At 34.3% G+C, this 13,737-nt stretch carries 14 protein-coding genes and 1 pseudogene; 10 read left to right on the top strand and 5 right to left on the bottom strand.

Going from position 1 to position 13,737, the window contains the following annotated elements; genetic code table 11:
- The first annotated feature begins 843 nt into the window (after window positions 1-843).
- Entirely contained in the window at window positions 844-2,019 is a 1,176-nt protein-coding gene (locus Q0Y84_RS04490; RefSeq protein ID WP_297951328.1) for a RepB family plasmid replication initiator protein, read from the top strand.
- Window positions 2,020-2,042: 23 nt separating this feature from the next.
- Complete coding sequence (locus Q0Y84_RS04485; RefSeq protein WP_297951327.1) at window positions 2,043-3,716, top strand: DnaB-like helicase C-terminal domain-containing protein; 1,674 nt, start codon at window positions 2,043-2,045, stop codon at window positions 3,714-3,716.
- Between the two features lie 369 nt (window positions 3,717-4,085).
- Here Q0Y84_RS04485 and Q0Y84_RS04480 read toward each other — a convergent pair.
- A pseudogene (locus Q0Y84_RS04480) lies at window positions 4,086-4,919 on the bottom strand (DNA/RNA non-specific endonuclease); the annotation flags it as partial.
- 309 nt (window positions 4,920-5,228) lie between these two features.
- On the opposite strand from Q0Y84_RS04480, the gene Q0Y84_RS04475 reads away from it, so the two are divergent.
- Window positions 5,229-5,552, top strand: coding sequence for a hypothetical protein (locus tag Q0Y84_RS04475; protein ID WP_297951326.1), 324 nt, complete (start codon window positions 5,229-5,231; stop codon window positions 5,550-5,552).
- A 13-nt stretch (window positions 5,553-5,565) separates the two neighbouring features.
- Window positions 5,566-6,198 carry a hypothetical protein gene (locus Q0Y84_RS04470; RefSeq protein ID WP_297951325.1) on the top strand — a complete coding sequence of 211 codons (633 nt, stop codon included), beginning with the start codon at window positions 5,566-5,568 and terminating at the stop codon, window positions 6,196-6,198.
- Between the two features lie 45 nt (window positions 6,199-6,243).
- Here the strand turns inward: Q0Y84_RS04470 and Q0Y84_RS04465 are convergent, their stop codons facing one another.
- Window positions 6,244-6,483, bottom strand: a complete 240-nt coding sequence (locus Q0Y84_RS04465; protein ID WP_297951324.1) for a hypothetical protein — start codon at window positions 6,481-6,483, stop codon at window positions 6,244-6,246.
- Window positions 6,484-6,613: 130 nt separating this feature from the next.
- Between Q0Y84_RS04465 and Q0Y84_RS04460 the strand changes: the two genes are divergently transcribed.
- Entirely contained in the window at window positions 6,614-7,039 is a 426-nt protein-coding gene (locus tag Q0Y84_RS04460) for a hypothetical protein (protein ID WP_297951323.1), read from the top strand.
- Between the two features lie 159 nt (window positions 7,040-7,198).
- Here Q0Y84_RS04460 and Q0Y84_RS04455 read toward each other — a convergent pair whose 3' ends face one another.
- Window positions 7,199-7,678, bottom strand: coding sequence for a hypothetical protein (locus Q0Y84_RS04455; RefSeq protein WP_297951322.1), 480 nt, complete (start codon window positions 7,676-7,678; stop codon window positions 7,199-7,201).
- Window positions 7,679-7,978: 300 nt separating this feature from the next.
- Here Q0Y84_RS04455 and Q0Y84_RS04450 point away from each other — a divergent pair, with 300 nt between their 5' ends.
- The 4 genes from Q0Y84_RS04450 to Q0Y84_RS04435 are packed head-to-tail and all read left to right on the top strand — an operon-like array spanning window position 7,979 to window position 9,827.
- On the top strand, window positions 7,979-8,380 hold the full coding sequence (locus tag Q0Y84_RS04450; protein ID WP_297951321.1) for a hypothetical protein: 402 nt from the start codon (window positions 7,979-7,981) through the stop codon (window positions 8,378-8,380).
- Window positions 8,380-8,868: a hypothetical protein gene (locus Q0Y84_RS04445; protein ID WP_297951320.1), complete on the top strand. Its 489-nt coding sequence runs from the start codon at window positions 8,380-8,382 to the stop codon at window positions 8,866-8,868. The genes Q0Y84_RS04450 and Q0Y84_RS04445 overlap by 1 nt, the downstream gene beginning before the upstream one ends.
- 53 nt (window positions 8,869-8,921) lie before the next feature.
- Window positions 8,922-9,209 (top strand): hypothetical protein, encoded by a 288-nt coding sequence (locus tag Q0Y84_RS04440; protein WP_297951319.1) that lies wholly within the window; start codon window positions 8,922-8,924, stop codon window positions 9,207-9,209.
- 39 nt (window positions 9,210-9,248) lie between these two features.
- Entirely contained in the window at window positions 9,249-9,827 is a 579-nt protein-coding gene (locus Q0Y84_RS04435) for a hypothetical protein (RefSeq protein ID WP_297951318.1), read from the top strand.
- Between the two features lie 121 nt (window positions 9,828-9,948).
- On the opposite strand, the gene Q0Y84_RS04430 is transcribed toward Q0Y84_RS04435, so the two are convergent.
- Together Q0Y84_RS04430 and Q0Y84_RS04425 are read right to left on the bottom strand one after the other, a co-directional pair.
- The gene (locus Q0Y84_RS04430; RefSeq protein ID WP_297951317.1) at window positions 9,949-11,310 is read right to left on the bottom strand and encodes a MucBP domain-containing protein; all 1,362 of its coding nucleotides are present in this window, start codon (window positions 11,308-11,310) and stop codon (window positions 9,949-9,951) included.
- A 203-nt stretch (window positions 11,311-11,513) separates the two neighbouring features.
- Window positions 11,514-12,206, bottom strand: a complete 693-nt coding sequence (locus Q0Y84_RS04425; protein ID WP_297951316.1) for a hypothetical protein — start codon at window positions 12,204-12,206, stop codon at window positions 11,514-11,516.
- Window positions 12,207-12,356: 150 nt separating this feature from the next.
- Here Q0Y84_RS04425 and Q0Y84_RS04420 point away from each other — a divergent pair, with 150 nt between their 5' ends.
- Complete coding sequence (locus tag Q0Y84_RS04420) at window positions 12,357-13,730, top strand: IS3 family transposase (protein ID WP_366791439.1); 1,374 nt, start codon at window positions 12,357-12,359, stop codon at window positions 13,728-13,730.
- Window positions 13,731-13,737: the final 7 nt, after the last annotated feature.

Below are 13,737 nucleotides of genomic sequence, written 5' to 3'. Positions count from 1 at the left end.
AGAAGACCAAGTCATTTTTTTAAAAATAGAAAAAATGCTCTATCGCTTTATTATTTAATTTATCGAGTAAAATGGCAATTATTATGCACACAACACACAATTAAAATGATTATCTATGCAATTAGTCTTTTTATCTGAAATACGATAAAATAAAAGAGTCAACTTTTCAGTTGACTGAGTAATTCTTCATGTCTTTCATGTTTTTACTCAATGCTTAAACTTTAACGAACTGGAACGCTAATGTTTCAGTTTTTTGATGCTTAAAAATAGAAATGCTAAATAGCATATTTAGAAATGGGGGATGGTAATTCTTAAATTTACATCCCCCATTCTTCCTTTAAAGGTCCTTTAAAGGACCTTTAGGGATTCTGCATCCTTACTGCCACAAGGGATACAGAACATTAAAGTAACAAAATAGGAGGAAAATCAGGCATTAAAGTAACTCAGGCTGAGGAAAATCGGGTATTAAAGTAACAATTTGTGAGGTCATATTGCTAAAATTTTTGCAAAAAAGGTAACAAAGTAGGAGAAAAATAATCCGCTAAATATACTATGTTTACAGTCAAATTATATAGCTAAAAATAGAAAGAAATAGCAATTTGAAAATTGCAAAATAGGAGGAAAATAACTATTAAAGTAACATAATAGGAGAAAAATAATAAAATGGATAACAAAATATGAGTATAATAATACGAGATGCACAAATAAAGTAACAAAAATAGAGGAAAACCTTGCTTTTGCATGCAAAAAAGGGTAGAGTTAACTTAAAATCTTTCAAAGTACTTTAAAAAAGTATTTTTAGGTTAGAAAATTTTACCATTTTGGTGAAAAAGAGGGTTAATTATGAACGAGAAGTCTGGACAGCAAAATAACACTAAAATAGTATCTGAAAATTTGCGACCTTATAACAAATATGCAGTGGCTAAATTTAGAAATGAACTTACAGATGTCATTTATCCAAACTTCGCAAAAAGCGGACATCAATACAGTCAAGTACTTCTTAATATCATAATTTCTGATGCCAACCAAGAAAAACAAGCTACGTTAGACTTAGACGGTGAAGAAGTTATGAAAGCCGTTAATTTTAAATCTACAAAGCATATGTCTTTAAGTAAAGCTTTAAAAACTTTATTTGATGATATGCAAACAACGATTGATCTAACTACTGGTCAAGCTTGGACCAAGATTTATTTCTTTAGTGAAGTCGATTACAATCAAAAAACTAGAAGATTAAGAATAGAATTAAATACTAAAGTAATTCCGTTATTAACGAACTTAGAAAGAAATTATAATAAAACGTTAACATATGATTTAGCTTCATTAACGGGAAATTATGTTGCTACTCAACTTTATCTACTATTGCGTCAATACCGACAAATAGGACGCACCAAAAAACTTTCGATGAAAGACGTGATTGCTAGATTTCAGGTTCCCAAGAGTTATCAAAAAAAGCCTACGTATATCGAATCAAGAGTCTTTAAAAAAGCAATAGATTTATTGGAGGAAAAACATTTATTTGAGGATATTAAGGCATGTCCTATAACTAATCCTAAAGACATCGGTAAAAGTAGGACAGGCAATAGGGGAAGGCAAAAAATCCTAGGCTATTATTTTACGTTCAAGACTCAATACGACAGATTGGAAGTTGCACCGAATTCTGATAATTTAATCGAGCAACAAATAAAATCTAATCAAGAATGGGTTGATAATTTAAGAAAATCGCTGATTAAGTTAGAAACTGAAATTTTTGATATGAGTCGTGATTTGGATCTTCCTGAACAAGAAAATCCTATGCCTAACTTTGAAAATATCAATATTAGAAATATGGATTTATCGAAGTTTGACGTAGGTAGTGAACTTTTTAAGAAAAGCAGTTACGCTCAAAAATTGTTAGAAACAATAGAAAAGTTACAGGATCAGAAAGATAGATTAAAACAGGAACTTGAGACTCAAAAGAATGCTCAAGAGCTAAATAATAATGCTATTAAAAACTCTGATGATGAGTCACCTTCTTGGTAAAAAAGCTGGGGCGAGAAAAAAGAATGGTTGAAAATAAAGGATTGAGTAATCCGCACGGAGCTATCTATGTAGTTAGTACCGCAAAAGATGCAGAAGCAATATCTGATGTACATGATAATAGGGGCAAAAGGAAGGCTATCTTCGATGCAATTTCTGTTCATAGTTTGAATTTAGACGTTGAAAATACAAATGTAACTCAAAAGCTCTTAAATGACATTCAAGCTGTACAGAATAAAAAAACTAGTAATAACAATAGTGTTCCTAAGAATCTCGATGAAATCACGGAAGCAGTTAAGCAACGGCTCGAAAGTTTTGTTATAGATCAACATAGAAAGACTGTGGACTATAATCCAACTTTTTTAATTGCATTAGATAAAGATGATGCCGAAAGATTCTCTGATGTAATTGAAAGTACGTTAAGAACCAACGGATATAATGCTTATACAGTTAGCTTGGCAAGCAGTGGGGAACAAAAGACACTTGAAGAAAGTAAAAAACTAAATCCTAATGCTTTTAAATCAGCAATTATTAATACTTATCTAAATCCAGATAATCAAGCTCAACAATTTTTTGATTGGATTCTTCAAGGCTATGCGCCATCTTTACGGACAGGATGGAATAAATTGGATTCTATTTTAGGTGGCGGAATCAATAATGAACTTTATGTGTTAGGTGCAACACCAGGCTTAGGTAAAACGACATTGGCTTTGCAAATGGCAACCTATTTGGCACAGACTAAACATCATGTTTTCTATTACGCACTTGAGATGTCTGCTAAACAAATGATTGCTAAGACAGTTAATCGTTTTGCTTTTCAATTGAGTGGCTATGGTGAAGTTTACAATGAAGTTCTAGAAGCTAATCCACTTGAACAGTTGCCTAATTTTTTCAATGTTTATAAAGGACATTGGAATTTAACTTGGGGAAGTAAATCTGGACAACAGATCATGACAGCCCTTATAAATGGGTTAAAAATGTACAATGATCTTTCGCCATATCTTCATTTGAAAGATAATATGACCAAGAAACCTACTGTTAGTCAAGTCAAAGAAGATATCAGAAATTTTATTTCCCGTACTGGAGAAAAGCCTGTAATATTTATTGACTATTTACAGCTTTTACAAAGTAGCGATGATCTTTCACAATCAACGGCTAAGCAACGAGTTTCAGATGCCATCTGGGATTTGAAAATAATATCACGAGACTTTCAAATTCCAGTATTTGTAATTAGTTCTTACAATCGAGCTTCATATACTGATTTGCATGCAGGTATGACTGCGTTTAAGGAGTCAGGAGATATTGATTACTCAGCGGAAGCTATTATGACCATGAGCTATGATTTCGATCATACCAAGATTACGAATGCGCCTTCTGAATACAACAAGTTTTTCAATAAAACTGTTGGAGAATGGTTTGAAGCACAACTAAAAGATGCTAAAAAATCTAAAGATAGGGGTCAAATAGTTCAAGAAGGAATTAATTTAACTCAAATGCAACCTAGCCAGGTTATACGTTTAAGTATGCTTAAAAATCGTTTCGGAGGAATTCCAACTCCAATTTATTTTGAGTTTAAACCTCGCTTTGATTACTTTTGTGAATTGAATGATAGCTTTACCCCAATCAACTCCAAAATACCGTCTATTAAAGATATACATACGATTATTAAAAGCAATCGCCTAATTAATACCGAACAGTAAAAAGCACTCACACTGCAATGCAGAAGTGCGAATGCTTTTTGTATGTCTAAAATTCCGTTATTTGTAGCGACCGTATTCATTTCTACGATTATTTTCCTGCTTTTGCCGATCATAATCGGATTTGAGCCATTTTTGAGCCTTATTCAAATATGATTTACCCGTTTGCCATTGTTTTTTACCGAATTTTTTGGCTTCTTCCCATTCTTGATGCTCAAAGGCTTTAGCGTCACGTCTGGCACGACTATCTACGTGATTGTTCTTGTCATTATATTGACGGTAGAGATTATGTTTGCGACTAAAACGATTAAAATCGCTTTTGTTTTGTTTTTGATGGTCATTGCTGTAGTGAGATTGCAAGGCTGGCGGAAGCTGTTTAACTCTCATATCTAAATCACGTTTAGCCCGACCATTCGCAAGATTAAATCTGTATCCAGGTTGTACGTTGTAAATAAAGACATTAAAGTTTAGTGATTTATCAGTGGAAATAGCTTGTAGGTTAATACCGACTGCCATTTTATCGGATCCTTTAAAAACAGGCGTTGCTTGATAAATTACTTTTTTATTTGCTTTCAAGGCATTGCGTATTTTAGTTTCGTAAATTGTTTGAAGCTGTTGATTCGAGTACGCTGTTTGAGTAAACAGATTTTTGGGATTATTTTGATCGCCTGATTCATTTTGCGGATTGTATTGACCGTTTTTGTCGATTCCTGCGGAAACAGAGTAAGCAATCAAATGTCCTCGATTATAAATTTGATTACCGCCATGATTGTAATGCCAACCAGTTGGATTGATATACTGCCTTACTCGCAAGGAGCCGTTAGCCAAGTTGCGCTTTTCTAAAAAACCAGTATTTGATGAAGACGTACGGTTGAGTCTATCTAAGTTTTGATAGATCACTTTATTGGTCTTCCAACTCTTTGGATTTAAGGTTGACTTGTTGTTGTTAATGGCAATATAGCCGTACGTGCCGTTCTTAAATTTGGAGTTGGCTAACTCTTGATATTGAGATTTGGTAATCCCACCAATGCCTTTTTGTGGAGCAGGAGAAGCTTTCTGAACATTGTCCTGCTGATAAGCTTGAGATTGGTAGGGCTTAGTTAGTTTGTTAGAGCAACCAGTAAGCACTGTAGTTACGGCAATGGTCGCTACTAATGACAAGCCTGCTTTCTTTAGCCAAGTCTTTATTCTATTGTTCTGATTCATTTTTAACCTCACTAAATTAGATCAAATAATGCGATTGCCATAATTCCTAGAATAGTGACAATCATTGTCATTTTGCTACTGTGATAACTGTCAATTACCATTTCTTTAGTTGTCATACTTTCACCTCTTTAGTCTTTCTGATGCCTTTAATTGTAAGGAACTAGAGGAGATTTAGTGGCTTTTTTCTAAAGCGAGGGAAATTAGAAAAATACTAGATTGGAGTAAAACTAAATTTAAAGGCAAAAAGCAATACAATCTAACCATGAAAAATGAAATTGACAATAATCAGAAAGAGAAAGTAGTGGTTATATGAATACTTTGAGTGGCAGTAATACTGTTGACGAGTTGTATCGATATTTGGATTCTTTATCAGCGATGGAATTGGAATTATTGTTATTGCATTGCTATTACTCTGCATATGCTAAGATGCCAAAAGATTCTCATTCACAAAAAATGTATCAACGTAAGTTTGCTCAATATCAAAACGTCCTTAAAAGTTTTAGTAAAGATGCGCAAAAAGCAACACAAGATGCATATCAGAAATTTCATAATCGAGTAACAGACCTTTATGGCATGGTTTATGACTATGCTCACAAAAGTTCTAAGTATAAAAGTCTGCTCATGGTAATTTAGGTGGGGATTAGGAATGACCAAATCAAAGCAAACCAAAGAAATAAAAATTAAAGTAGGGAACTTTACGATTAAAGATAAATTCTTAATGGCTGTTGCCCCACTTTACGATGCTATTCGAAGACAAAAACGAAAGAAAATTGCTAAACAAATTGCTACCAAAGCTCAAATTGTTCCTGGCGATGACTTTGAGTATCAGTGGTTAGCACTGGGAGATGGTTGGTATTCTAGACGAGTAGGCAAGTTTACTTTTGATGGCAATCTTTTGTACTTTAGATTAGTGAAAACCCGTTCTTTTCTACATCCAAGTATTGCCATAGAAATATTTGATGGTGAATTTCGCAATTATGTTGCTCTGATTTCACTCAATCGTTTTCTACAAAAGTTTGAACGAATTGGCATTGATAATGGATTGGAACCTAACGATACCGTTGGACCAATTTTCGGAGATAAGCTATTAAAGCAAATGCTTTTAAATGACGAAATTTTACGTTATGTAGCTTATAAGCTAGCCTGCATGGGTAGTTTAGAAGAAATAGGGATTAGGCTTGCACTGAGTCATGTGATGATGGAACATGATATTGGAAAAATGCCAACAGAGGATCCAGATGAATACCAAGATAACGATGTGCGATTCTCTAAAAGGTAGGTAACAAAAAAGCACTGATGAATCAATCATCGTGCTTGCTAAGTTTCAGATTATTTTATGATACTTATTCTTTTCTTTTTCTCTTTGTACCTTTTTCTCATGATGTTCCGACAAGTGAATAAATGCTTCAATCAAAAGGTAACTGCCTATTGCTATAAACCATATTGTTGAAACGATAGTGTGATAAAGGTCTGGGTTGTACAGCAGTAAGCCCAATGCAAATAAACCATAGATTAATGATGCACCTGCGCCAGCTCCAACTAAGCTCCAAAAAAAGACAAACATTTAGATCACCTCTCTGTTAATTTCTTATAGTTTTAGATTATCAGAAATGGATGCCAAATTCAGAAAAACTTAGAAAAATTTTTGAAAAATACAAAAAAACAGCAAATTCACTCAAAAGAAGGAGAAATTTATGAATGAAGATGTAGTAATTATAGCTGTGAGTTCAGACGGAGCAGAACAAATTAGAATCACTTTTAGCAAGCAGAGCTTTAGAAATTTGCAACAGGTAGTTGCCAATATTCTAGGAGCAACTTTACGTCAAGATGAAGACGACAGTATTCTACTTCGTTTGCCCAATACCTATCCTCGAAAGCAACGCAATAACTTAGCTAAGTTTCTGCTACATCCAGAGCGTGAAGGTACGCTCAATGATGATGAAGTATCTAGCTTACGGGATGCACTAAATTATAAGCTGACTAATGAGCCCAAAATTGTTCAAAGTATACTGAATAATCAGAATCAATATTATGCTACTTTAACACCTACTAAATGGGAGCAATTTTTAGATTTTTTAAATGCTTCGTGGATGAACAAACTAAATTGGTCATTTTTGTAAGCAATGGATAAGCAAAGGTGACATTTTTCTTACTTATTAAGGAAAAACACGCAAAGATACAAAAAGACTATAATATTTTTAAAAGTAAAAATTAAAAACACGCCCAAAAAAGGACTACCTAGCGACTGGTAGTCCTTTTTGTTGTTATGTGCTTAATTCCTAGTTTGCCTGTGCCTGAACATTGTCATTCAAGTAAGGAATGTTAGGCAGATTATTTTCTAATTCATCTGCATACTGCGATGCGTAGTAGCAATCTAAAAAGAAATCATCTGCATGAGTAAGCTCGATTTCGTTACTATCTTTAGCATAATTTGTTTTGAAGTCAGTGATTACCAGATCGGCGGGTCTAGTAAACAATACTCTACGCTTCTCCTTTAATGCAATGCGCATTAATTCTTCCGTGCTTTTATCGGATAAGTAAATCTTAAGGCATAAGCGTCTGACTTCATAGCTATTCTCCACTAAAACACTCTGTGGAGAGCAGACCTTAGCATAAATGTATTGATCGGAATTATTCTTCAACCAACGTTTAAATGCACTTGGATGGGATGCAATTCTTTTTTTATTTAAGCTCAATGGCTTAGTGGCGATAACCGAATTAGTCAAATTGCTTAGTTGTTCAAATAATGGAAAGTCCATGTTTTTCCTCCTATAAAAATAATGCTTAAACTTTTGCAGTCAAGATTCATACTTGCTACAAATACATAATACGATCATATTAATCTAAAGTCAACAGCAAATTATCTTAAAAGATAATAATATACATAAAATAAGAACTTAAATGATATATTAAGCGACTATAAAGCCACAATTATAAATACAAATATAATAAAACGATATAAAAGTATCTTAAAAGATAATTAAGTGTAGACAAATGGCTCATTCTGCATTATACTAAAGCTACAAAGTTTATTAGGATTTTCAATTAAAGGAAGCAACATGACTGAAAAAAATTGGAGAACAGAACGTGGCTCTGATGCCGATAAGGCAGAGAGATTTGTTAATAATCACGTTAAAAACGGAATTACATGGGATCAAATGTCAGAAATGGTAAAAGTACCTAAAAGAACCTTGATTGGGCTAAAACAGAACCCTCAGCGCTTTAAAACAGGAAAGTGGGAAGTTATCAGCAACTTAGCTAAAATGGCTGATAAGCGCTATGAAAGCCAAATACTAGGTGACAGACCAAATTTATCAATACAAGCTATTAAAACAATTGTGAAGCAAAAACTCCCTGGCGATAAACCAGTTGACAAAGCTATGAGAAAAATTTTAATTACTGATCCATTAGCATTAGCGGAAATTGCTAAAGCTTTGGAGAATGAAAGGGATGATGAATAATGAGAAAAGAATTGAAACATGATTTAATTGCGAAGGCAGGCAATAAGCAATATACGGCTCAATATAGCAGTTGTGGTTTTAGACATACAAATGGAGAGATGACTCCTACCATTTGTTTAGCCAATATCCAAGATGAAGATGAAAATATTATTGCCGATCACATGTGGTTTAATTACACTTCTGATTTTCGTAAATTAGGTGAATTAAGACATGGTGAAGAGCTTAAATTTGTGGCCCGTGCCAAAAAATATCATAAGGGACATGGATTCTCTAAACAGGACTATAAGCTGACCAATCCTAAGGGTTTAGAAATCCTTGGAGACCATACTTATATTCCTTTACCTAGTACTAAAAGATTGATGATTGGCTATGTTTTGATTAAAAATAATGTCCATTTAGATACACCAGGTGAAGATTACATTGGCATGTACAATAAATGGGCTAGAGATGAGTATGAAAAAATATTTGGTGAGCTAGCAAAAAATTAACATGTTAAATGGCAAAACTTGCGAATAAAACGAGAAAAAAAGGAAAAATAACTATGAAAATACTTGATAAAATGACAGATGAATTGAAGAATACGCTATCGGATAACTTTAAAATCAACCAATATCCAATTAATGCAAAAAACAGCTACTTATCCATTATTTATAAAACAGAGCCTAATGTATTTGAGGTTGATATCTACTGTCAAGATAATGAAGCAGATAAACTGAAGTTGCAGGTTGAATTGAACAAGACTAGTGATATGACATTAATCAAAGCTGTTAAAAGTATTATTGAAATTTATCAGTTTTATGCTAGAAAGAAATTATTTTCTAACGATTAAATAGCAGTAAAGTTCACGAATGTAACGAAGGAAATAGAAATGAATAAAGAAGATACTTTAGAAAAGGCAATGGGCCTAGACGTAAACAATTTGAAATTTTTGAAACAAACAAAAAATATGAATAAAAAAACAACTAAAATTTCTGATTTAAGTCTAAAAAAAGCATTTCTATTATTAGAAAAAGACGATGTTAGTTCTGAATTGCTTGAGCAAGCTTTGCTAGATAAAAGAAAAGGCATTGCACAATTTTTTAGGGAAATTGCTAAAAAGAATAGACTTAATATAGCCTTACAGGTAATAGAGCTTTATCGACAAAAAGGTATCTATTTTTCAACAGAAACTCACGATCAAGTAGCTAACGGTACTTGGCAAATCAATGATAAAGGTGTTGCAAAGCCAAGAATTGATGAAACTCATGATTATTCTCAACTTTTTCCTAAACGTTACACTGTTTCTAGTTATGTGTCATGGTCAGACAAACATTGTGAAAACATTGATGATCTAAATTTTAGCTGTGATAGCCTGAATGAATTAATTCTTTGCTTAGCTACTTATCTTCCATCAGTACTGCCATACAAGGACGTGATGGTTGCGAGAAAGACTAGAAAAGATCTTTGATAACAGTAAAAGAACGAATAGTACGCAAAAAAAGGATATGCATAATTAGCACATCCTTTTTTAGTACCTTTTTTAAGCCGATGGAGTATAGCTGATATAGTATTGGTGCAAGATTCAAAGATTAGTGAAGGAACTTTCTCTTTAAGCCATCCCAAGCCATAGCAACTGAGCTAAGCATTAAAGCAACACCAGAACCTAAAAGAACTGATGATGATTTCTTGTTACCAGTTTGAGGTAAGGTTGCACTTGAGCCAGAGCCACCGATATCACTAGAACCTACGTCTGCAGAGCCAGAACCGCCCACATCACCTGAGCCTGCGTTTGAACTAGAACCAGTTGAAGCCGAACCAGAATCTTTACCATCGCAATTTGCGTCTGAACCAGAACCACCATTGTTATTCTTGTCTACTGCACCTGCAACAGAGTTCTTGGTTTTCTTACTTTGCTTGTTCTTCTTGTTCTTCTGAGTATCCTTAGCGTCTGCTTTGACATAGATAACATCCACAATTTCGTCTTGGGTCATGTATTGTGGCAAACCATTGTCAAGAGTTGCATGTACGTATGGTTGATCGCTTAGCCACATGTATTGACCAGTAAGAGTAGCAAATTTCTTGTTTTGCAACTTCATGCCTGCAATCTTAGGTGATTTGACATCTTTAAGTTTGTAAGCAGGAGTAGACAAAATTGAAGTGTTCTCTGAGGTGACATTGCCATTAGTATCTCTAAGGACTTGAACAACAGCAACCTTTTGGTTCTTTTCGTCTTGTTGCTCCTTTGGAGTTAACTTATCGGAAGCAACAGTTTCGTATTTAACAGTTTCAACAGCAGAATCAGCAAGCTTGTTGCCTTCTTCGTCAACGTAGTTAATAGTACGAGTCATGTTCTTCACATTAAGAACTGTATAACCTGGAACGGGGACTTCATCCTTAAGAGCAGTTGTAGGGTCCTTAGTATAAACAACGTTAATTACTTCATCTTGAGAAAGGTTTGAGTAGAAACCAGTCTTAGGGTCCTTGGTTTGAGTGCCATCAAGTGACCAACCTTGTTCAGGGATAGTTGAGTATTGAGTACTCTTAAGCTTATAGCCACGAACAGATGGTGAGACAACTGATGCAAACTTAGGAACTACATTGGTAGCAACACCATTAACGATAGTAAATGCACGATTTACGGTTTGATCGCCATTCTTAGTAGTAAATACTTCACCAGTGTGAGTTTCAACTACATCTGGGGCAACGGTTTTGCCGTCTTCATCAATATAGTGAATTGTACGAGTGATCGTCTTAGCCTTGTCAACAGCAGTCCACTTAGTGTTATCAAGAGTTGTACCAGTAGGAGCAACCGTTTCGGTATGGGTTGATGTAGTGTCATCAGCGTGCATAACCAAAGGTGAACTGGTAATAGCGCCACCACAAATGAGTAAAGCACCCAAAGCGGCAGTTGAACGAACTAAAACCTTTTTATTTCTTGGCTTAAATTTCATATGAAATACCTCTTTTTAAAATAAATTAAAGTTTACAGATCTAATAATAAAGAGATTACTGAAATTTTGGGGAATTCTTCTGAAACCGATAAAACCCACACTAAAACCTTTACAATATTAAGCATGAAGACAACTAACACGCCATTTACAGAGTAAAAGAAAAAAGAACGAATAGAGTATTAATTAAGAAATTGACTTGACAATTAGAAAATTTGCCCAGTTTGTGCAAACGATTTACTGCGAGCAATTAACCAACCACTATATTTTGAATGTTGCTTGAGATATTGTTTATAATTGTATTTTATCCGCTGTTCAGTACAATTTAGGTATTTAGCAACTTGAATGTCACTTAAATTAGCTAAAGTATAATCGACCATTGGAATGCTTTGCTGTTGCAATCTTGCCATTTCATTGTTTGATTGAATGTGTGAACGCATTTGCTCATAAGCACTTTGATACCGTACTCCGTGGTACATGTGTTTAGATCCTTGCCAAGCAGAATAGATACCATCATTTAGTTGCTTGGCTTTTTCCCAGATCAATTTGCGCTTTTTAGCTAAATCATCCCTAGTAATATTGTATTGTTCAACATCTGCTTTAAAATAGATTTCATCCCCTTGGAGTAATTCGTGGGGGAGGTTGAACCATGCCTGATTAAGCTGAACCCAACAATGATCGGCAATAATTGGGTTGCCGTCTTGGTCAATGTAAGTATCTTCACGGATATTTGCTAAGCGATTATCCGTAGAATCAACTAGATAGATATTTTTTAATAAAGCTACTGGTATAGTTTTGCCGTAAACGGCCTTAGTATGGGACAAGTGATCGAATGTTGCGTGATAATATTGGGGTGCTTGCTGATAAAAATCAGCTAAAATAACTCTTTGAATGCTCATATAATCCTCCTTAGATGCTTTTTCTGTAATTATAGGGATAATTTCACAAGAACAGATCAAACTTTCTAGGTACACTAAAATAGGTCAAAATAAAAGATCTAGCTTAATTGTAGTGAGCCGTAAAAGTTAGACACTTTTACGGCTTTTACTATGTCTAAATTAAATAAAAAACAAAAATTAGAAATTTATAATGATTGGAAATTAAGAAATAAGTCATTTAATCAGATTGCTCTTGAACGAAAAATGAATTTAAGTAGTTTAAGATATATGATTAGATTAATTGATCGATACGGTATTGAAATCTTTGATCAGCCTAATGCTAGATTTACTAAAGAGTTTAAAGAAGAAGCAATTACTAAGGCCTTAACGAGCGAAAAATCAATTTTTGATTTATCACTGGAGCTAGGATTAAGAAGTAATGGCATCTTATGCAATTGGATTCGCGAATACAAGAAAAATGGTTATAATGTCGTTATCAAGAAGAAAGGACGACATCCTGCTCATGAACAAGAACCTCAACCCATCACGCAAGGATTTAGAGAAACGGATCAAGCAACTAGAAGAAGAAAACTTGAAATTGCGTATCGTGAATGCTTACGTAAAAAAACTAAGCGCCTTGGATCAGAAACATCACGAGAAATAGCTCAGGCAATCACTGAACTAAGGCAAGAATTCGGCATAAGCTTGGATTATATCTTTGATACTCTAGCACAAAACCAAGACTTGCCTTTGATTGCTCGCAGCACTTATTACAAAGTAGTCAAATCTAAAGCCCCAACGGTTAAAAAGCCAAAATTCTTTACCAGACTCAAAGAAATCTTTGACTATCATCAAAGGCGTTATGGCTATCGTAGAATAGCGATGCAACTTAGAAAAGAAGGATATCAAGTAACTGATCGTGCTGTTCGCTATTGGATGCATAAATTTGATCTTAAAGGTAGAAGACGCAATAAGCGTAGATACTCTAGCTACAAAGGAACAATTGGCAAAATTGCTCCTAATTTGATTCACCGTAAATTCTTTGCTCCTTTGCCTAATATGAAATGGTATACTGACATCACTGAATTTCACTTAAATGGCGAGAAGCTCTATTTATCGCCAATTCTTGATGGCTACGGCGGTGATATTGTTTCTTATTCCATTTCTCGTCATCCAGACATGAATTTAGTAATGACTATGCTAGATAAGGCTTTTGCCAAAGAGAAGGCACTCAATAACTGCATCTTCCACACCGATCAAGGGTGTCAATATCAAAGTCCAGCCTATCAGCGCGCTTTGAAGCTTCATGGCATTACTCAAAGCATGTCACGCAAAGGTAATTCATTGGATGATGGTTTAATGGAGAACTTCTTTGGCCTGCTTAAAACAGAGATGTTCTATGACCAAGAATATAAATACCATAGCCTTGATGAATTAACCAAAGCAATTGAAGAATATATTGAATACTATAACAATGAAAGGATTAAGAGCAGACTAAAAGGCTTAACCCCGATCGAATATCGGAATCAAGCCTTAGTCAGCTAGAATAAAT

The organism is uncultured Lactobacillus sp., assembly GCF_947367125.1.
Lineage (GTDB): Bacteria > Bacillota > Bacilli > Lactobacillales > Lactobacillaceae > Lactobacillus.
Note: the sequence above shows the minus strand (reverse complement) of the source record. Positions and strands in the feature narration are given on the sequence as shown.